The sequence below is a fragment of the Nocardioides sp. ChNu-99 genome (genome assembly GCF_029493445.1).
Classification (GTDB): Bacteria; Actinomycetota; Actinomycetes; order Propionibacteriales; family Nocardioidaceae; genus Nocardioides.
Genome location: NZ_JAHWBL010000042.1, coordinates 1 through 18,852 on the forward strand (window position 1 = coordinate 1; position 18,852 = coordinate 18,852).

At 74.7% G+C, this 18,852-nt stretch carries 20 protein-coding genes; 10 read left to right on the plus strand and 10 right to left on the minus strand.

Going from position 1 to position 18,852, the window contains the following annotated elements; translation table 11 throughout:
• Positions 1-182 precede the first annotated feature (182 nt).
• Positions 183-1,604 (plus strand): AI-2E family transporter, encoded by a 1,422-nt coding sequence (locus KK617_RS13515; RefSeq protein ID WP_277500598.1) that lies wholly within the window; start codon positions 183-185, stop codon positions 1,602-1,604.
• Complete coding sequence (gene ilvA / locus KK617_RS13520) at positions 1,601-2,818, plus strand: threonine ammonia-lyase (RefSeq protein ID WP_277500599.1); 1,218 nt, start codon at positions 1,601-1,603, stop codon at positions 2,816-2,818. The genes KK617_RS13515 and ilvA overlap by 4 nt, the downstream gene beginning before the upstream one ends.
• A 31-nt stretch (positions 2,819-2,849) precedes the next feature.
• Here the strand turns inward: ilvA and greA are convergent, their stop codons facing one another.
• Both greA and KK617_RS13530 read right to left on the minus strand, forming a co-directional pair.
• On the minus strand, positions 2,850-3,353 hold the full coding sequence (gene greA / locus KK617_RS13525; RefSeq protein ID WP_277500600.1) for a transcription elongation factor GreA: 504 nt from the start codon (positions 3,351-3,353) through the stop codon (positions 2,850-2,852).
• A gap of 173 nt (positions 3,354-3,526) precedes the next feature.
• Positions 3,527-3,958, minus strand: coding sequence for a DUF4307 domain-containing protein (locus KK617_RS13530; RefSeq protein WP_277500601.1), 432 nt, complete (start codon positions 3,956-3,958; stop codon positions 3,527-3,529).
• Positions 3,959-3,999: 41 nt separating this feature from the next.
• Here KK617_RS13530 and mca point away from each other — a divergent pair, with 41 nt between their 5' ends.
• Positions 4,000-4,887 (plus strand): mycothiol conjugate amidase Mca, encoded by an 888-nt coding sequence (gene mca / locus KK617_RS13535; RefSeq protein WP_277500602.1) that lies wholly within the window; start codon positions 4,000-4,002, stop codon positions 4,885-4,887.
• A gap of 3 nt (positions 4,888-4,890) precedes the next feature.
• Here mca and KK617_RS13540 read toward each other — a convergent pair whose 3' ends face one another.
• Entirely contained in the window at positions 4,891-5,478 is a 588-nt protein-coding gene (locus tag KK617_RS13540; protein WP_277500603.1) for a 4'-phosphopantetheinyl transferase superfamily protein, read from the minus strand.
• A gap of 42 nt (positions 5,479-5,520) precedes the next feature.
• On the opposite strand from KK617_RS13540, the gene KK617_RS13545 reads away from it, so the two are divergent.
• On the plus strand, positions 5,521-5,799 hold the full coding sequence (locus KK617_RS13545) for a hypothetical protein (RefSeq protein WP_277500604.1): 279 nt from the start codon (positions 5,521-5,523) through the stop codon (positions 5,797-5,799).
• Between the two features lie 28 nt (positions 5,800-5,827).
• Here KK617_RS13545 and KK617_RS13550 read toward each other — a convergent pair whose 3' ends face one another.
• Complete coding sequence (locus KK617_RS13550) at positions 5,828-6,994, minus strand: acyl-CoA dehydrogenase family protein (RefSeq protein ID WP_277500605.1); 1,167 nt, start codon at positions 6,992-6,994, stop codon at positions 5,828-5,830.
• 42 nt (positions 6,995-7,036) lie between these two features.
• A complete protein-coding gene (locus KK617_RS13555) occupies positions 7,037-7,882 on the minus strand; it encodes a 3-hydroxybutyryl-CoA dehydrogenase (protein WP_277500625.1) in 846 nt (281 codons plus the stop codon).
• A gap of 124 nt (positions 7,883-8,006) precedes the next feature.
• Between KK617_RS13555 and KK617_RS13560 the strand changes: the two genes are divergently transcribed.
• Positions 8,007-8,699: a TetR/AcrR family transcriptional regulator gene (locus KK617_RS13560; RefSeq protein ID WP_277500606.1), complete on the plus strand. Its 693-nt coding sequence runs from the start codon at positions 8,007-8,009 to the stop codon at positions 8,697-8,699.
• A 4-nt stretch (positions 8,700-8,703) separates the two neighbouring features.
• Here KK617_RS13560 and KK617_RS13565 read toward each other — a convergent pair whose 3' ends face one another.
• On the minus strand, positions 8,704-9,696 hold the full coding sequence (locus KK617_RS13565) for a DUF4349 domain-containing protein (RefSeq protein ID WP_277500607.1): 993 nt from the start codon (positions 9,694-9,696) through the stop codon (positions 8,704-8,706).
• A gap of 56 nt (positions 9,697-9,752) precedes the next feature.
• On the opposite strand from KK617_RS13565, the gene hemG reads away from it, so the two are divergent.
• Positions 9,753-11,219 (plus strand): protoporphyrinogen oxidase, encoded by a 1,467-nt coding sequence (hemG, locus tag KK617_RS13570; RefSeq protein ID WP_277500608.1) that lies wholly within the window; start codon positions 9,753-9,755, stop codon positions 11,217-11,219.
• Positions 11,216-11,980 carry a hydrogen peroxide-dependent heme synthase gene (gene hemQ / locus KK617_RS13575; RefSeq protein WP_346813158.1) on the plus strand — a complete coding sequence of 255 codons (765 nt, stop codon included), beginning with the start codon at positions 11,216-11,218 and terminating at the stop codon, positions 11,978-11,980. Before hemG ends, hemQ begins: the two co-directional genes overlap by 4 nt.
• Before the next feature lie 239 nt (positions 11,981-12,219).
• On the opposite strand, the gene KK617_RS13580 is transcribed toward hemQ, so the two are convergent.
• A complete protein-coding gene (locus tag KK617_RS13580; protein ID WP_277500609.1) occupies positions 12,220-13,725 on the minus strand; it encodes an HNH endonuclease signature motif containing protein in 1,506 nt (501 codons plus the stop codon).
• Between the two features lie 574 nt (positions 13,726-14,299).
• Here KK617_RS13580 and KK617_RS13585 point away from each other — a divergent pair.
• Together KK617_RS13585 and KK617_RS13590 are read left to right on the plus strand one after the other, a co-directional pair.
• Complete coding sequence (locus tag KK617_RS13585; protein WP_277500610.1) at positions 14,300-14,800, plus strand: cysteine dioxygenase family protein; 501 nt, start codon at positions 14,300-14,302, stop codon at positions 14,798-14,800.
• Positions 14,797-15,300 (plus strand): rhodanese-like domain-containing protein, encoded by a 504-nt coding sequence (locus tag KK617_RS13590; protein WP_277500611.1) that lies wholly within the window; start codon positions 14,797-14,799, stop codon positions 15,298-15,300. Before KK617_RS13585 ends, KK617_RS13590 begins: the two co-directional genes overlap by 4 nt.
• On the opposite strand, the gene KK617_RS13595 is transcribed toward KK617_RS13590, so the two are convergent.
• Together KK617_RS13595 and msrB are read right to left on the minus strand one after the other, a co-directional pair.
• A complete protein-coding gene (locus KK617_RS13595; protein ID WP_277500612.1) occupies positions 15,276-16,346 on the minus strand; it encodes an acyltransferase in 1,071 nt (356 codons plus the stop codon). The two genes, KK617_RS13590 and KK617_RS13595, sit on opposite strands and share 25 nt — an antisense overlap.
• A 36-nt stretch (positions 16,347-16,382) precedes the next feature.
• Positions 16,383-16,787 (minus strand): peptide-methionine (R)-S-oxide reductase MsrB, encoded by a 405-nt coding sequence (gene msrB, locus KK617_RS13600; protein WP_277500613.1) that lies wholly within the window; start codon positions 16,785-16,787, stop codon positions 16,383-16,385.
• Between the two features lie 63 nt (positions 16,788-16,850).
• On the opposite strand from msrB, the gene KK617_RS13605 reads away from it, so the two are divergent.
• Positions 16,851-17,960 carry a hypothetical protein gene (locus KK617_RS13605; protein ID WP_277500614.1) on the plus strand — a complete coding sequence of 370 codons (1,110 nt, stop codon included), beginning with the start codon at positions 16,851-16,853 and terminating at the stop codon, positions 17,958-17,960.
• On the opposite strand, the gene KK617_RS13610 is transcribed toward KK617_RS13605, so the two are convergent.
• Entirely contained in the window at positions 17,933-18,847 is a 915-nt protein-coding gene (locus KK617_RS13610) for an adenylate/guanylate cyclase domain-containing protein (RefSeq protein ID WP_277500615.1), read from the minus strand. The two genes, KK617_RS13605 and KK617_RS13610, sit on opposite strands and share 28 nt — an antisense overlap.
• Between the last annotated feature and the right edge of the window lie 5 nt (positions 18,848-18,852).

The following is an 18,852-nucleotide window of genomic DNA, read 5'->3' on the forward strand; positions in this document are numbered from 1 at the left end:
CCGCGGCCACTGCGTCGGGTACGGCGGAGCCCACCGCCTGGCGGGTGCCGCGGGCGCCGCGCGTCGCGGTCGACACGGCGTACGTGCTGGCCGCCGCCGGGCTGCTGGCCGCCGACCACCCGGCCGCGGCGCGCGCGCTGGTCACCGCCCTGACCGGGGGTGCCGCTCGGTAACGTGGCGCCGTGGACGCGGACAGGAAGGGGCCCGAGGGCTCGGGCCCGGGGGACGACCCCGTCGAGACGGGGGAGCTCCGCCGGCGCCTCGCGACGCTCGTGGCGCGCCGCGGTCGCGACGCCGACGACGGCACGGACGAGGACCGCGAGGAGGAGCGGGAGCGGGACCGCCTCGTCCAGCAGGTCGTGACGCAGTGGGCCGTCGCCCGCGCCGAGCGCCGCCCCGTCGGCGCCGAGCCCCTCCCGATCCAGGGCGGCCGGTCCAACCTGGCCCGGGCGCAGGTGCCGTGGGGCCTCGACCTCGCGGCGGCGTGGGCGTGGCGCTTCCTCGTCATCGTCGCCGCCGGCGCCATCCTGGTCTGGGCGTTCTGGCACGTCCGGGTGGTCACGCTGCCGCTGCTCATCGCCCTGCTCATCACGGCGCTCGGCAACCCGGTGGTGCGCCTCGGTCGCCGGCTGCGGGTGCCGCCCGCGCTGTCGGCCGCCGTCGTCGTGGTCGGCGGGATCGGCTTCGTCGCGCTGCTCCTCACCTTCGTGAGCCAGCAGGTGGTGGACGGCATGTCCGACCTGGCGGACCAGGTGGTCGTCGGCCTCGACGAGGTCCGCACCTGGCTGAAGGACGGCCCGCTCAACGCGAGCGACTCGCAGATCGACGGCTACATCCAGGAGGCGCAGGGCTACATCACGGAGGCCGGGCAGGACCAGCAGCTCGTGCGCCAGGTGACCGAGGTCGGCACGACGCTGACCCACATCTTCGCCGGCTTCTTCATCGTGCTCTTCGCGTCGTTCTTCTTCCTCGCCGACGGCGCCCGCATCTGGTCGTGGTGCGTGCGCCTCGCCCCCAAGGCGGCCCGTGAGCAGATCGACGGCTCGGGCCGGGTGGCCTGGGTGTCCCTGACCCAGTTCATGCGCGCCACCGTCATCGTCGCGCTCGCCGACGCGATCGGCATCATGATCGTCGCGGCCGTGCTCGACGTCCCGCTCGTGGCGGCGATCGGCGTCCTCGTCTTCATCGGCGCCTTCGTGCCGATGATCGGCGCCACCGTCGCGGGCTCGGTGGCCGTGCTCGTCGCGCTCGTCGCCCAGGGGCCGCTCACCGCCCTGCTCATGCTCGGCGGCGTCATCCTGGTCCAGCAGATCGAGGGCCACATCCTGCAGCCGTTCCTCATGGGCCGGTTCGTGTCGGTGCACCCGCTGGGCGTCATCATCGCGATCGGCGTCGGCGTGCTCGTCGCCGGCATCGCGGGCGCCCTCATCGCCGTGCCCCTGGCCGCCGCGGTCAACGCCGTCGTGCTCCACCTGGCCGACGAGACGGCCGCACCGCCCCCCGCCGACGAGCGCGACATGGGAGAGGACCTGGCGGAGGACCCGGGCAACGTCGGCGACTTCGAGGCCGTGGGCGGGCACCCCGACGACGAGCCGGACCGGTGAGCGACGTCCCGGGGGTCACCCTCGAGGACGTGCGCCGCGCCCACGACGTGCTGTCCTCGGTGGTCACGCGCACGCCGATGGAGGCGTCGCGCTGGCTCGCGGAGGCCGCCGGCGGGCCGGTGTGGCTGAAGGCGGAGAACCTGCAGCGCACCGGGTCGTTCAAGATCCGCGGCGCCTACCTGCGGATGGCCCGGCTCAGCGCCGAGGAGCGCGCGGCCGGGGTCGTGGCGGCGTCGGCCGGCAACCACGCCCAGGGCGTCGCGCTTGCCGCCCAGCTGCTGGGCATCCACGCCCGGGTCTACATGCCCGAGGGGGCGCCGATCCCCAAGGAGAAGGCCACGCGGGGGTACGGCGCGGAGGTCGTCTTCGCGGGCCGCTACGTCGACGACGCGCTGATCGCGGCGCGCGAGCACGCCGAGCGCACGGGCGCGGTGCTCATCCACCCCTTCGACCACCCGGACATCGTGGCGGGACAGGGCACCTGCGGCCTCGAGGTGCTCGAGCAGCTGCCGGAGGCGGCGAGCATCCTCGTCCCGACCGGCGGGGGCGGCTTGCTGGCGGGCATCGCGGTCGCGGTGAAGGCGCAGCGTCCCGACGTGCGCGTCGTGGGGGTGCAGGCCGAGACGGCCGCCGCGTTCCCGGGCTCGTTGAGCGCGGGCGCGCCCACCGCGGTGGCGGAGATGGCGACGATGGCCGACGGCATCGCGGTCGGCTGCCCCGGTCAGGTGCCGTTCGCGGTGGTGCGCACCCAGGTCGACGAGGTGCTGACCGTCTCCGAGGAGGGGATCTCCCGGGCGCTGGTCGGGCTGATGGAGCGCGCCAAGCTCGTCGTGGAGCCGGCGGGGGCGGTCGCGGTGGCCGCGCTGCTGGAGCACCCGGGGGTGTTCCCGACGCCGGCCGTGGCCGTGCTGTCGGGCGGCAACATCGACCCGCTGCTCACCGGGCGGATGATCCGCCACGGCATGGCGGCCGCGGGGCGCTACCTGTTCCTGCGCGTCACCGTCGTGGACAGCCCGGGCGGCCTGGCGCAGCTGCTCGCCGAGCTCGCCGCCGCGGGTGCCAACGTCCTCGACGTGGCCCACGAGCGCATCTCGCCGACGCTGCACGTCGACGAGGTCCAGGTGCGCATCCAGGTCGAGACGCGGGGGCCCGTGCACGCCGAGGCCCTGCTCGCCAGGTTGCGCGAGCAGGGCCGTCGGGTCGTGGTGGGCTGAGCCGGGCCCAGCCCGAGGCCCAGCCGGGGGCTCAGCCCTGGAAGGGCACGGCCTCGAGGATCTCGACGCTGAGCTTGCGGCCGTTGGGCGCCTCGTAGCTGACCGTGTCGCCGCGCTTCGCGCCGATGATCGCGGAGCCGAGCGGGGACTGCGGGGAGTAGACCTTCAGTCCCTCGGGCTCGATCTCGCGGGCACCCAGGAGGAACTCCTCGGCCTCGTCGTCGTCGTCGCCGACGAACTTGTAGGTCACCTTCATGCCGGGCTCCACGATGCCGTCGTCGGCCGGCGTCTCGCCGACCTCGGCCTTGCCGAGCATGTCCTCGAGCTGGCGGATGCGCCCCTCGAGCTTGCCCTGCTCCTCGCGGGCGGCGTGGTAGCCGCCGTTCTCCTTCAGGTCGCCCTCGTCGCGGGCGGCGGAGATGCGCTCGACGATCTCCTGGCGCCCGGGGCCCTTCAGGTGCTCCAGCTCCGCCACCAGCTTCGCGTGGGCCTCGGCGGTCAGCCAGATGACATCGGTGTCGCTGGACTGCGTCATGTACCTCTCCTAGCAGCACGGCCGGGGCGGCGTTGACGCCATCCCGGCCGATGCTCGGTGTGCGAAGCCCCGCCGGGTCCGGTCGACACGTCGTCGTCCGCGGCGGGGCAGATCAGAACTTCCAGTGTAGCCAGGCGGCAGCGAAGCGCCAGTCGCGCGAACGCGCGGGCCCGTCAGGAGGGGCGCTGCTGGGAGGCGGTCGTGCACCCGACGAGCTCGACGGAGGTCGCGCGGCGCAGGGTGCGGAACTCCCGCTCCACCACGCCGCCGTCCGCGCCGCCGGCGTCGGTGGGCACGCGCACGACGAGGTCGCCCACCGCGTTGTGGTCGGCGGACAGGGCCCGTGCCCGGCACGTCGCGACCTCGTCGCCGTCGAGGGCGACGTCGAAGGTCACCCGCACGGTGTCGTCGTCGACGACCTCCCAGCTCACGAGCTGCGAGGAGACCGACGGCGTGCCGTGGAACCACGCGAGGTAGACCAACCAGCTGCCCCCGACGAGACCGCCGACGACGCACACCGCGACCAGCACGCGGGTGGCCCACGGACGGGGCCGGCCGTAGCGGCTCGCGAGGTCGGGGGCGGCGGTGCGGGACGAGGCGGTCACCCCTCCATGGTGACATCGGGGGCCCGCCTAGGATTCTCCGCATGCCCGACAGCTCCGGCCTGCGCCTCCTGCACGTGCACGCCCACCCCGACGACGAGTCGAGCAAGGGGGCCGCGTCGACGGCCCGGTACGTCGCGGAGGGCGCGGAGGTGCACGTCGTGACGTGCACGGGCGGCGAGCGCGGGTCCGTGCTCAACCCGCGCATGGACCGCCCCGACGTCTGGGAGAACATGTCGGAGATCCGGCGCGCGGAGATGGACGCCGCCCGCGAGATCCTCGGCATCACCCAGCACTGGCTCGGCTTCGTCGACTCCGGCTGGCCCGAGGGCGACCCGAAGCCGCCGCTCCCGGAGGGCTGCTTCGGGCTCGCGCCGCTCGAGGAGGCCGTCGAGCGCCTCGTGCGGATCCTGCGCACCGTGCGCCCGCACGTGGTCACGACGTACGACGAGCGGGGCGGCTACCCGCACCCGGACCACGTGCGGTGCCACGAGGTCTCCGTCGCCGCCTTCGAGGCGGCGGGCGACCCCGAGCGGTTCCCCGACGCCGGCGAGCCGTGGCAGCCGGCGAAGCTGTACTACCACCACACGTTCAACCGGCCCCGCACCCAGGCGCTGCACGACGCGATGGTCGAGCGCGGGCTGGAGTCGCCGTACGCCGAGCGGCTGGCCGACTGGAAGCCCGAGCCCGACTGGGACGCGCGCATCACGACGCGCGTGCCGTGCGGGGAGTACTTCGGGGTGCGCGACCAGGCGCTGCTGGCCCACGCCACCCAGATCGACCCCGACGGCGCGTGGTTCGCCGTGCCGCTCGACCTCGCCCAGGAGGTCTGGCCGACGGAGGACTACGAGCTCGTCACCTCCCACGTGCCCACGACGACGCCGGAGGACGACCTCTTCGCGGGCCTGCGGGACGTCGCCGCCAGCGCCTGACCGTCAGCGCCTGAGCGCCACCGCGGCCACGGCCGCGCCGGGTGCCCCGGCCGGTACGACGGGCACGTCCGCGACGTGCGCGCGGGGGGTGCGGGCGTCGTACGTGGCGAAGTCGTCGATGTGCAGCAGGCCCGCCTTGGCGGCTGCCTCCTTGCGGGTCCACCAGGCGAGGAAGAGGGCTGAGCGGCCGGAGGGGTCGGCGGCGGTCAGGGCCGCCTGCTCGCCCGGGGTCAGCGCCACCGGGGGTACGTCGAGGGGCCGCACCGGCTCGACGTCGACCCCGCAGGGCGCGTCGGCGACCACCGCGGCCACCCACCCGCCCGCGTGGGCGAGGCTCACGTGCAGCTCGGGCTCGCCGGGCACCGACGGGCGGCCGTGGTCGGTCGACCCGCACGTGGGGCAGTGGTGGGCCAGGGGAGGGGCGGGCCGGCCCGTGGTCTCCGCGACGAGGCGGCGGGCCAGGGCGTGGGCGAGGGCCCGGTCCCGCTCGTGCGGTCGCGCCGCGTCGGCGCCGGCACCGTCGGGGGCGCGGGCGACGACGACCGTCCCGCGCAGGCCGGGCAGCGCGGGGAGCAGGGCGCCGAGGTCCACCCGCGCAGTCTGCCGTGCGGCCCCCTGGGGCATCATGGGCAGGTGGCTCCGCTCCTGACCGACCTCGTCCTCCTCGCGTCGCACCTCCCCGGCGTCGTCGCGCCGATCCTGCAGGCGGCCGAGACGCCGAAGCCGGAGGACGTCAAGGCGGGCTGGACGGGGGCCGCGGTGCTGGCCGGCCTCATCGTCGCCGTGGTGCTGCTGCTCGTCAGCATGAGCCGTCACGTGCGCAAGGTCCGTCGCAACCAGGACGAGGAGGCCCTCGACGCGGAGCTCGACGCCGAGCGCGCCGCCCGGGGCGAGGCCGACCCGGCGCAGTGACGCGCCGGGCCCGCCCGGGTCCCGACGCTCAGCCCTTGAGCAGCTGCCGCGCCATGACGACGCGCTGCACCTGGTTGGTGCCCTCGTAGATCTGGGTGATCTTGGCGTCGCGCATCATCCGCTCGACGGGGAAGTCGGTGGTGTAGCCGTAGCCGCCGAGCAGCTGCACGGCGTCGGTCGTCACCTTCATCGCCACGTCGGAGGCGAAGCACTTGGCGGCCGCGCCGAAGAACGACAGGTCGGCGTCGTCGCGCTCCGACTTCGCGGCGGCGACGTAGACCATCTGGCGCGCGGCCTCCACCTGCATGCCCATGTCGGCGAGCATGAACTGGATGCCCTGGAAGTCGGCGATGCGCTTGCCGAACTGCTGGCGCTCCTTGACGTAGCCGAGCGCGAAGTCGAGCGCGCCCTGGGCGACGCCGACGGCCTGGGCGCCGATGGTGACGCGGGTGTGGTCGAGGGTGCGCAGCGCGAGCTGCAGGCCCGTGCCGGGCTCGCCGATGATGCGGTCGCCGGGGATGCGGACCCGGTCGAGGAGCAGCTCGCGGGTGGGGGAGCCCTTGATGCCGAGCTTGTTCTCCTTGGCGCCGAACGTGAAGCCCGGGTCGGACTTCTCGACGACGAACGCGCTGATGCCCTTGCCCCGCGGGGCGTCGGGGTCGGTCACCGCGAGCACGGTGTAGAACTCCGAGACGCCGGCGTTGGTGATCCACGACTTCTGCCCGTCGAGCACCCAGTCGTCGCCGTCGCGCACCGCGCGCGTGCGCATCGAGGCGGTGTCGGAGCCGGCGTCGCGCTCGGAGAGGCCGTAGGAGAAGTTGCCCTCGCCGCGCGCCAGCGGTGCCAGGTACTTCTGCTTCAGCTCCTCGGAGCCGCCGAGCTGCACCGGGAGGGAGCCCAGCTTGTTGACGGCGGGGATGAGCGAGGACGAGACGCAGGCGCGCGCGACCTCCTCGATGACGATGCACGTGGCGAGCGCGTCCGCGCCGACCCCGTCGTACTCCTCGGGCACGTGGGGCGCGTGGAAGTCGGAGGCCACGAGGGCGTCGTGCGCCTCCTGGGGGTAGCGGGCCTCGGCGTCGACGGCTGCCGCGTGGGGCGCGATCTTCGCGTCGACGACGTCGCGGACCGCGGCGCGCAGCTCCTCGTGGTCGTCGCTGGTGCGGAACAGGTCGAAGTCGGTGGACGTGCCCATGGGTGCTTCCTGTCGGGGGTGCGGGTGGTGGGTGCGGGAGGGTCAGGAGGAGTAGGTGTAGAAGCCGCGGCCGGTCTTGCGGCCGAGCAGGCCGGCCTCGACCATGCGGGCGAGCAGCGGCGGCGGGGCGTAGAGCTGCTCCTTGAACTCCTCGTAGAGCGACTCCGCGACGGCCTTGGTGGTGTCGAGGCCGATGAGGTCGGCGAGCGCGAGGGGGCCCTGCGGGTGCGCGGCGCCGAGCACGAGGCCGCGGTCGATGTCCTCCGCGGTCGCGAAGCCGGACTCGAACATCCGGATGGCCGAGAGGATGAACGGGATGAGGAGCGCGTTGACGACGAAGCCGGCGCGGTCCTGGCAGTCGATCGGCTCCTTGCCCATCGACTCGGCGAACGTGCGCGCCCGGGCGGTGGTCTCCGCGTCGGTCATGAGGCTGGGCACCAGCTCGACGAGCTTGAGCACCGGCACGGGGTTGAAGAAGTGGATGCCGAGCACGTGGCTGGGCCGGCTCGTGACGACCGCCAGCTTCATGATCGGGATCGACGAGGTGTTGGAGGCCAGGATCGCGTCGGGGGAGGTGACCACCCGGTCGAGCTCGCGGAACAGCGCGGTCTTGGCGGCCTCGTCCTCGACGATCGCCTCGACGACCAGGTCGCGGTCGGCGAGCTCCTCGATCTCGGTGACCACGCGGATGCGGGCGAGCACGGCGTCGGCCGACTCGATCTTGCCCTTGGTCTCGGCGCGGCGCAGCGACGCCTCGAGGCGCCCCCGGCCCGCGTCGGCGCGCTCGGTGCTCGACTCGACGACCACGACGTCGTACCCGGACCGTGCCGCCACCTCGGCGATGCCGGCCCCCATCAGGCCGCAGCCGACGACGCCGACGCGCTCGATGTGCTCCCCGTTCCCCACGGTGTCCTCCCTCGTTCGGTACCCAGTACCGTAGCGCGGAACGGCGTGCTGCCCCGCTGAGCCGCCGATCCGTCGTACCGAGACGCGATGCCTAGGATGGTCCACCATGCCCACCCCCGCGGGGCGCCCGTCCGCGCCCACGACCGTCCGCGAGCGCCTCCAGCAGGCGGCCTTCGCGCTCTTCGACGAGCAGGGGTACGACGGCACGACGGTCGACGCGATCGCCGAGCGCGCCGGTGTCGGGCGCACGACCTTCTTCCGGGCGTTCCGCTCGAAGGAGGACGTGATCTTCCCGCACCACGACGAGCTGCTCGAGCAGGTGCAGGCCCGTCTCGACGCCGCCTCGTCGCGCCACAGCCTGCTCGCCGTCTCCGAGGCCACCCGGCTCGTGCTGCGCCACTACCTCGCCGAGGGCGAGCTGGCGCGGCGCCGCTACGAGCTGACGCGCAGCGTGCCGAGCCTGCGGGAGCGCGAGATCGCCGGGATGCAGCAGTACCTGCGGGTCTTCCGCGAGTACATCCGCACCTGGATGGACGACGAGCTGCGGGCCGAGCTGATGGCCGGCAGCATCGTCACCGCTCACAACGTCGTCCTGCGTCGCTGGCTGCGGGGCCAGAGCGAGGACGCGCACGCCGACTTCGACGCCGCGATCGCGCAGGTCCTCGACCTGTTCGCCGACCGCGGCGAGCGCGACGGTCGCTCGGGCGCCACGGTCGTCGTCGTCCCCGGGTACGACGACCCCTCCGCCGTCGCCGCGGCCGTCGAGCAGGCGCTGCGCGAGCAGGCGCCCCGCGGCTGAGGCCTCAGGCCGCCGCGACCCCGCCCCGCGATCGGCGGGCGAGGCGCCGCAGGAGCAGCAGCAGCGGCGTACCGACGAGCAGGGCGAGCACCGCCCACGGCAGCAGGACGCCCGCGACCGTCGCGACGCCGCTGCCGAACTCGGCCAGCGCGGCCCAGCCGTCGCGCAGGCCGCCGACGAAGCCGCCCGTCGCCTCGTCGGTGTCGTCGGCGCCGTCGGTGTCGTCGGCCGGGCGCTGCACCTGGACGGTGATGGTCGACCAGCTGGTGGCGTCCTGCAGGTAGGCGAGCTGGGAGGCCAGGCTGTCGAGGTCGGCCTGCCGGCGGGTGAGCTCGCCCTCGATGCTGACGACCTCGCCGAGGTCGTCGGCCTCGGCGAGCAGCGCCTCGACGCGCGCCAGGCTCTCGCGCTGCGCCCGCACGCGGGCCTCGGTGTCGACCACCTGGGTGGTGACGTCCTCCAGGCCCCGGCTGCTGGAGGAGGTGGGCGCCAGGTCCTCGACCGCGGTCATCGTCGCGTCGAAGGTGGCGCTCGGCACCCGCAGCACGAGGCGGCTCGCGACGGCCGCGCCGTCGTCGTCGGCCGTCGTCTCCTCGCTCGAGAGGCGGCCGCCGACCTCGTCGGCCAGGCGCTGGACCGCCCGGCGCGTCTCGCCGACGTCCTCGGCGAGCAGCTCGACGGTGCCCGTCGCGATGATCGCGGGCGGCTGGGCCTCGGTGGCGGCCGGGGCCGCCGCGCCCGCCGACCCCGCCGCGCGGTCGGTGGCGGCGTCTCCCGCCGCGGCGTCCTGCTCGGTGGCGGACTCGGGCGCGACCGCGTCCAGGTCGGCGCCGGCGGGGGCGTCCTCCGGGGCGGGCGGCCCGGCGGCGGAGGCCTCCTGGGGGATGCCGGAGCTGCCGGAGCTCTCGGCGCTCTCGTTGCCGGCGCCGCACGCGGCGAGGGCGAGGGTCGTGACGAGGGCCAGCGTGGCGGCCCGGAGGAGCGGGAGTCGGTTCATGGCGGTCGGACGGAGCGACGCCCCGATCGGTTCCGTCCCCGTGGCAGGGTGGGCGCATGGCGCGGGTCGTGGTGGTGGGAGCCGGGGTCGCCGGGCTCGTGGCGGCGTGGTCGCTCGCGCGGTCGGGGCACGCGGTGACGGTGCTCGAGGCGGACGACGTGGTCGGCGGCAAGCTGCGCACGGCCCGGGTCGCCGGGGTGTCCGTCGACGTCGGGGCAGAGGCGATGCTCAACCGCCGGCCCGAGGGCGTGGCGCTCGCGGGCGCGCTCGGCCTGCCCGTGACGCACCCGGCGCTGGTGTCGTCGCGCGTCTGGACCCGCGGCGCCCTGCGCCCCCTGCCCCGCAGCCTCATGGGCGTGCCGCTCGACCTCCCGGGGCTGGAGGCGTCGGGGGTGCTGTCGGACGAGGGGCTGGCGCGGGTGCGCGCCGAGGTCGACCTGCCCGCCGAGGCGGTCGAGACGGGGGAGGACATCACCGTCGGCGACCTCGTCGACCGCCGGCTGGGGCACGAGGTCACCGACCGGCTCGTCGAGCCGCTCCTCGGCGGGGTGTACGCCGGGGACGCGCGCCGCATCTCCGCCCGCGCCGCCGTGCCGCAGCTGGTCGCGCTCGCCGGGCGGGGCTCGCTGCTCGAGCAGGCCGCCGGGCTGCCCACGACGTACGACGCGCCCGTCTTCGCCGGCATCACCGGCGGGATGGGGCGCCTCCCGCTCGCGCTCGCCGCGGCGGTGCGGGACGCCGGGGGAGTGGTCCGGGAGGGGACCCCCGTGCGGGGGCTCCGCCGTACCGAGCCGGAGGGGACGTCCGGACGCGCCCCCACCGTGCTGCTCGACGAGGAGGACGTCGAGGCCGACGCCGTCGTGCTCGCCGTGCCCGCGCCCGTCGCCGCGCTGCTGCTGCGCGACGTGGCGCCGCGGGCGGCCACCGACCTGGAGGCCGTGGCGACGGCGTCCGTCGCGGTGCTCACCTTCGCGTTCCGCGCGGCCGACCTGCCGCCCCTGAACGCGTCGGGCTTCCTCGTGCCGCCCGTGGAGGGGCGGCGCATCAAGGCCTCCACGTTCTCCTCCGACAAGTGGGCCTGGGTCGCGGACGCCGGGCGCGGTGCCGGGCCCGCGGGCGAGGACCTGCGGTTCCTGCGCACCTCGGTGGGCCGGGCCGGCGACGACGAGGCCGCCCGGCCCGACGCCGACCTCGTGGCCGACTCGCTCGCCGAGCTCGGGGCCGCCCTGGGTCTCAGCGCGGCGCCGGTCGCCCGCCACGTGCAGCGCTGGCCGGACGGCCTGCCGCAGTACGGGCTCGGCCACCTCGACCGGGTACGGCGGGTGCGCGCCGCCGTCGCGGCCGTGCCCGGCCTCGCGGTCGCGGGCGCGACGTACGACGGCGTCGGCATCCCCGCCGTCGTGGCCTCGGCGCACGCCGCCGTGGCGGCGCTCGACCTGGGCGCCGTCGCCGCCCCCAGGTCCGCGCCGGAGCCCGACCCGCGGTCGGGCGCGCGCAGCGGCGGAGCAGAATGGGGCCCATGAGCGCCGAGACGGAGACGACGGGCACGACGAGCACCACCGGGAACGACCCGCAGGAGCACCTCAAGACCAACGCGGCGAAGCTGCGCGAGATCAACGACACGGTGCGCTACACGATGTGGTCCGTGTTCCGCCTCGAGCACCTGCTGGGCTCCGACGCGAAGCGCAGCAAGGAGGCGAAGGAGGTCGAGCGCCTCTTCGCCGCGCTCGCGAAGGACGACGTGGTCGTCCGCGGCGTGTACGACGTGTCCGGCCTCCGCGCCGACGCCGACCTCATGGTGTGGTGGCACGCGGAGGACTCGGTGGCCCTGCAGGCCGCGTACAACCGCTTCCGCAGCACCGCCTTCGGGCGGCGCCTCGCTCCCGTGTGGTCGCAGATGGCGCTGCACCGGCCGGCGGAGTTCAACCGCAGCCACGTGCCCGCGTTCCTCGCCGACGAGACGGTCAAGGCGCACGTGTGCGTCTACCCGTTCGTGCGGTCGTACGAGTGGTACCTCCTGCCCGACGAGGAGCGGCGCGCGCTGCTCGTCGAGCACGGCAAGATGGCGCGCCCCTACCCCGACGTGCGCGCCAACACCGTCAGCTCGTTCGCGCTGGGCGACTACGAGTGGATGCTGGCGTTCGAGGCCGACGACCTCGGCCGCATCGTCGACCTCATGCGCGAGCTGCGCGCCTCCGGCGCCCGCCGCCACGTGCGCGAGGAGACGCCGTTCTACACCGGTGCGCTGACCCCCGTGCGGGAGCTCGTCGAGCGCCTGCCCTGAGCCCGGGGCGCCGGGCGCGCGGGCGCGCGGGACCCGCGCCCGGCGTTCGTGGTGCCAGCGCCACGGAATGTCTGGCGCTGGCCCCACGCAACCTGCGATCGCGGGTCGAGCGGTGGTCGAGGTGGCCGCGCTAGCCGCCGGTGGTTGAGGTGGCCGCCCCGGCGGCCCTCGAAACCACACCTGGACATGCCGGTGGCCCCGCCAGGTCCTGCTGGGGTGGCGGGGTCGGCGCTAGCGGGTTAGTTCAGAGGTGTGGTGCCGGTCGAGTCGACGGCGTATCGAAGCCCGTGCGGGCTGGTCCAGAGGTAGGTGCCGAGGGGGTCGCGGTGGTAATGCCATCGGCGATCGGGCGGATCTGCGCTGGTCGGACTGAAGTCCGGTGGGCTCGCCCCTGACAGCGACGGATGGGTCTTGGCCCTGTGCTCGCCTCGGCAGAGCGGCGCGAGATTAGTCGTGGATGTCTGGCCGGCGCCGGGTGCTGCTTCCCACCGGTAGGGCTCGGTGTGGTCGAGGTCGAGCCCTCGTGCAGCTCTGCCGCAGTAAGGGAAGGCGCAGGTGGGCCGGTCGAGGCGCACTCGTTCGGCGATCCGGTCGGGGACCTCGTACGCGTCGACCGCCACATGCCCGCTGAGGTCGATCACCGGCTTCAAGACCACTTTCGTGCCGGGCGTGCGGCACCAGTCGCGGACCTGGTCGGCCGTGACGAGGCTGCCGGTGTTCTCGAGGCGGGCGAGGTCGATGCCCGTGGTCCCGGTCGCGGCGTCGATGCCGGGTCCGTCACCGGGTCGGTGTGAGGCGATGGCGGCGTCGGAGAGGTGGACGTAGAGCACGACCTGACGGGCGGGTGCCCGGGTCGAGCCGGCCGCCTGCCCAGCGTCTGCCTCCGCACCGTAGAGGTCGAGTGCGGTCTGGCGTCGTGCGAGCTCGCCGAGGGCCATGGAGCGGCGTACGTCGAGGTCCGCGTCGCAACCGGCGGCGGCGAGGTCGGCAGCCACTCGTTGGACGGCGTTGTTCAGGTCGAGGGCGTCGGCGAGGTCGAGGGTGCCGTGGACGGGCACCACACCGGTCCACGGCGACGCCGCGTCGACGGGAGAGGTCTCGACCGTGAAGTAACGGCCGGCGTCCGCATCCGCCCGGTCGAGCTCGGCGTTCTCGGGGTCGAACCGCACCACCGCTTCGGCGACGAGGCGCTCGACGGTCGGCATGGTGGCGCGATGGGCGACGGGGGCGAGGTTCCGGTCCACGAAGTCAGCCGCCTCGGCGGTCAGCGTGCGGGTCAGGGCCGCGATCTTCCGTGCCCGCCACACCGGCAGTGCCTGCTTCTGCGTGGCCGGGTCGGCGCCGGCGTGGACCCGGGCCCACAGCCGCGGGAGGCGGTGACGCAGCTCGATCGCGTCACCGACCAACGGCCGGCCGGACGCGACGGAGCGGCCGAGCGCCGCGGAGATCTCGTACAGGCAGAACTCGGAGACCAGGGGTGCGCCGGGTCCGCCGAGCTCGAGGAACCGGTCACCGCCCGGCACTGAGCTGGGGTCGTCGTGCCAGAGCCCGAGGGGACCGATGGGGTCGCCCACGACGGCGCCGGCCTTGCCGTCGGTGTGGGCGTCGGCCCAGTCGGCGACCGCGACGAACGCCGCTACCTCCGCCGCACGCTGGGTCGCTGCAGCGGCTCGGGCGGTAGCGAGCAGCGCCGGCGTGTCGATGGCGGGTGGGGCCTCGACGACTGCGGTGCTCGGGTGGTTCATACGGACAACGCTAGGGGTGGCCACCGACAGTTCCGGGTCCGCGAACGGGGGTTGGGGAAAGAAGTTCTGAGTCTTTCTCGCCGGGTCCCGGCCGACCTCGCTGTGTCTGCCCGGGCGTGGTTTCGAGGGGCGCTGGCGCGCCCACCTCAACCACCGGAGCGCAGACCGCCGACCTCGTGCGGGCGTGGTTTCGAGGGCCGCTGGCGCGCCCACCTCGACCAGCGCTGGCGCGCCCACCTCGACCACCGCTGACGCGCCCACCTCAACCACCGACCGGGCGCGGCGGACCCGCGCCGTACCGTCCACCATGTGACCACGCGGGCGACCGCGTCGGGGCGCCTCTGCTACGAATGACCCATGTCCTCCCACGGTCTCGCGGTCGCGACGCACGACGCCGTCTGGCGTCTGCACGTCGACCTCCGCCTGACCGCCAGCGCCCTGTGTCGCTGCCGTCGCTGCTCGCTCTGAGACCGACCACCACGCCCGCACCGCGGGCCGTCGCCGCGCCAGCGCGCGGCTGAGCACCCGGCACGACCGAGGCCCGGACCACCGGGCGACACCCCAGGACGCCACCATGACGCTGCAGAACATCCGCCGTACCGACGGACCGGCCCGCGAGACCCCGGCCGGGCTCGCGGTGCTGCCCCTCCTCCAGACGCTCCGCGAGATCGCCGCGGACCCCGACCTCCACGAGCTGGTCGACCTCACCCACCCCGACCGGCAGTCGCTCGAGCTGCACGCGACGCCCGAGCTGCAGGTGTGGCTGCTGACGTGGCCACCCGGGTTCTCGACGGGCTGGCACGACCACGCCGGCTCGCGCGGCGCCTACGCCACCCTGCGGGGTCGGCTGACCGAGCACACGTGGGAGCTCGGCACCCCCTCGGCCTGGCACGTCGGGCGCGGCGAGGCCCGCGCGTACGCCGGCGGTCACGTGCACACGGTGCGCAACGAGACGGGTACGACGGCACTGTCGGTCCACGCGTACGCGCCGAAGCTGACCGCGATGACGCGCTACGAGGAGCGCGGCGGGCGCCTGTCCGTGGTCGGCGTCGAGCAGGCGGGGGTGCAGCTGTGAGCGCCCCGGCCATCGAGACCTGGTACGCGACTGCCGCGACCTCCGCGACCACCCGCACCACCACGCCCCGCACGCCGGCGGCGCCGGCCGGCCCCCGCTTCGAGGAGGTCTGGTTCGACGGTGTCGACGACATGCTGGCGGAGGCGCGGGCCCGGCTGCACCGCCTGAGCCCGCGGGCGGCGTACCAGTCCGTGCTGTGGCGCCGGGCGCTGATCGTCGACATCCGTCCCGAGCGGACCCGCCGCGAGCAGGGCGAGGTCGACCCGCGCCTGCGTCCGGTCGTCGTCGAGCGGGTCGACCTGGAGTGGCTGCTCGACCCGCGCAGCCCGCAGCGCCTGCCGGAGGCGGACTACGACCTCGCGGTGGTGGTGCTGGACGCCCACGGCACGACCTCGTCGCTGGCGGCCGAGTCGCTGCAGCGCCTGGGCCTCCACGACGCCACCGACGTGGTCGGCGGCTTCGCGGCCTGGCGGGGTCAGGGGATGCCGACCGTCTCCTGACGGCTGATCGAGCGCTGGGCCCGGCGGGCGAGGATCTTGTCCTTGACCGCCAGGCTCGGCTTCTCGACGACGTGCCACGAGACGTAGGCGAGCGCCGCGGTCACGAGGGCAACGACGACGAAGTTCACCGCGAGCCGCGTCGTGCCGAACCACAGCACGAAGAGCTGCTGCACGGGGAACGCCCACAGGTACATCCCGTAGGACAGGTCGCCGAAGCGGGCGGCGCGCCGGAAGTACGGCGTGCTGCCCATCCCGACGACGAGCACGACGTAGGGCAACGTCAGCCAGGCGTACCAGTGCAGCTGGTCCGGACGCACCTGCTGCACCAGCACGTGCGCCGCGAGCAGCGCGACGGCGACGTCGGCGCGCAGGAAGCCCCGGCCCCACCGCTCGACCGCGAGGCGGATGAGCGAGCCCGCCATGAACAGCACGGCGAACCGGGCGAACTGCTCCGGCGCGAAGCCCCACACGCGGTCGAAGGTGCCGTTGGGCTGGTAGGCGACCCAGCACAGCCCGAGCACCACGACGAGCAGGGCGGCGAGGCGGAAGCGGTGGTCGCGCAGCACCAGCAGCGGCACCAGCAGGTAGCAGACGAACTCCATGGGCAGCGTCCACAGCGACCCGTTGATCGACGCCGGGTAGGGCAGGTCGTCTGTCACGCCGGGCAGCACGTTCTGGTGGTAGAGCGCGATGTTGCGGAAGTAGTCCCAGGTCAGCGGGTCCGAGAAGTACGAGCGGGCGCCCACCGACGAGGCCAGCGGTCCCAGCACGAGCGCGGTCACCGCCACGAGCACCGCGAGGGCGGGGAAGATGCGCAGGCACCGCGCGGCGAAGTAGGCGACCAGGTCGCGCTTCGACGCCCAGCTCGCTGCGATCAGGTAGCCCGAGATCGAGAAGAAGATGACGACGCCGAGCGTCTCGAGGGAGAACCCGCCGAACTTCGGCGTCTCCTCGGCGCGCCCGACGAGCACGAACCCGTGCCCGACGAGCACCATGAGGGCGCCGACGAGGCGCAGCCCGTCGAGGTTGTTGGTGCGGTGATCCACCCGCGGAACCCTACGGGGTCGCGGGCGGGTCCCCGCTCAGGCCTCCGGGCGCGGCTCGAGCGTCAGCGAGATCGAGTTGATGCAGTAGCGGTCGCCGGTCGGCGTGCCGTACCCGTCGGGGAACACGTGCCCCAGGTGCGAGCCGCACGACGCGCAGCGGACCTCGACGCGCTTCATGCCGTGGGAGTTGTCCTCGATGTACTCGATCGTGTCGCTGATCGGCTGGTAGAACGACGGCCAGCCGCAGCCCGAGTGGAACTTGGTGTCGGACTCGAACAGCTTCGCCGAGCACGCCTTGCAGCGGTAGACGCCGGTCGTCTCGGTGTCGGTGTACTCACCCGTGAACGCGCGCTCCGTGCCGGCCTGGCGGAGCACCGCGTACTCGGCGGGGGACAGCTCGGACCGCCACTGCTCGTCGGTCTTCTCCACGTCGTAGGCCATGGGGTCAACGATACGGACCGGCCTACGATCGACCCAGCTCGTTCGCCCAGGGAGGACACGCCCGTGCGCCAGTGCCGCCGTACCGTCGCGGGTGCCGCGCTGCTCCTCGCCCTCGCGGGGTGCTCCGGGACCTCCGACGAGGCGGGTCCCGCGGACGACCCGGCGAGCAGCACGACCAACAGAACCAATACGACCGGCACGCCCGGTACGCCGCCCGAGGCCGCCGACGACCCTGCCGCCGCCGACCCGTGGGGGCCGGAGCGCCGCGCCGCGTCCGAGGCGGCGTTCACCGAGGCCGTCGCGGCGGCGGGCACGTCGTACGTCGTGGGGGAGGACGGCTTCCACTTCTTCGGCGACGACCGCAACCTGAACCTCTCCCAGGCGCTCGGCCGGGTGCGCCTCGACGCGGCCGGGGCGCAGGAGTGGGCGACCTACCTCACCGACCTGCAGGCGCGGGCCGAGGCCGGGGGCGCCGTGTTCCGCGCCGTCGTCGCCCCCGCGAAGTGGGACGTGCACCGCGACCGGCTGCCCGCCTGGGCGCGGGAGCTGTCGGGGGAGACCTCGGCGCAGGTGCTGCGCCGCCTCCACCCCGACCTGCCGCTCGTCGACGTGCGCGCGGTGCTGCGCGACGCGCCGTACCCGACCTACGACCCGCTCGACAGCCACTGGACCCCGTACGGCGGGTGGCTGGCGTGGGCGGCCGTGGTCGCCGACCTGGAGGCGGCGGGCGTCGAGGGCCTCGCGCTGCCCGAGATGGTCGACGTCGCCACCGTGCCCTCGAACAACGAGCTCGCGGACCTCGGCGTGCCCGACGCGCCGCCGGTGCGGACCGTGCCGGTGTTCGACGGCCCGCAGCCGCCGTCCGAGGTGACCGGTCCCGACGGGGCGCTGCCGGCGAGCGCGGGCGGGGTCGTGGCGCTCGGGGCCATGCCCGCCGAGACGCGCACCCCGGGCGCGCTCGGCACCGCCGAGGTGCTGCTGCTGCGCGACTCGATGCTCACCCTCGTGTCGCCGGCGATCGTGCGCACCAGCCCCCGCACGCTGCAGCACTCCCACGGCATCGCGGGCACCGGGCCCGTCCCCGACGTCGGCGCGCTGGTCGCCCGGGAGAGCCCCGACGTGGTGTTGCTCGTGCTCGCCGAGCGCTACCTCGGCGCGGGCCCGCCCGGCTGACCCGCCTCGAGGGCGGCCGGGTCCGCCGGCCCGTCCACCTCGTCCGGCTCGTCGCCACCGGGCGCGGGCGCGGGAGTCCGGAGGCGGTGCACGACGTGGACCCCCTCGATGCCGCGCAGCTCGACCTCGCGCGCCCCGTCGACGTCGATCAGGGAGCGGTCGGTCACCGCGTCCGCGACGGCCGCGCTCACCAGCACCTCGCCGCCCGCGGCGAGCGCCGCGACGCGCGCGGCGTACGCCACGTGGAGGCCGAAGAGGTCGTTGCCGCGGTGGAGCACCGAGCCGCGGTGGATGCCCATCCGCACCCGCACGCGGGGCTCGCGGCGCCACCCCGCCAGCCGGGCCTGCACCTCGAGCGCCGCCGCGACGGCGTCGTCGGCTGGGCCGAAGGCCACCATGAACCCGTCGCCCTGCGTCTTCACGACCTGCCCGTGGTGGGTCTCGACCGCCCGGCGCACGACCCGGTCGTGGCGGGCCAGCAGCCGCACCCAGGCGCGGTCGCCCAGCCGGTCGTTGAGGCTCGTCGACCCCTCGATGTCGGAGAACAGGATCGTCACGCGCCCGTCGCCCGTCGCGAGCCGCACGAGGTCGGGCCGCTCGACCTGTGCCCAGCCCGCCAGCTCCTCGATCGAGGAGCGCAGGGCCCCGCCGACGCCGCGGTCGCGCACCAGCTCGACGGTCTCCCACACCGCCTTCACGGCCTCCCGGGGGCGGGGCAGCCGGCGCCGCGACCCCGGCCGACCCTCGGCGGCGTGCAGGGCGGCGAGGTCGGCGGCCAGGTCGGCCGCGCGGCGGCGTGCGGTGAGCCAGAGGACGCCGAAGGTCGTCGCGAGGGCGACGGTCGCCACCTGGACGACGACGAGCAGCACGATCGACCAGGTCGGCACGAGCG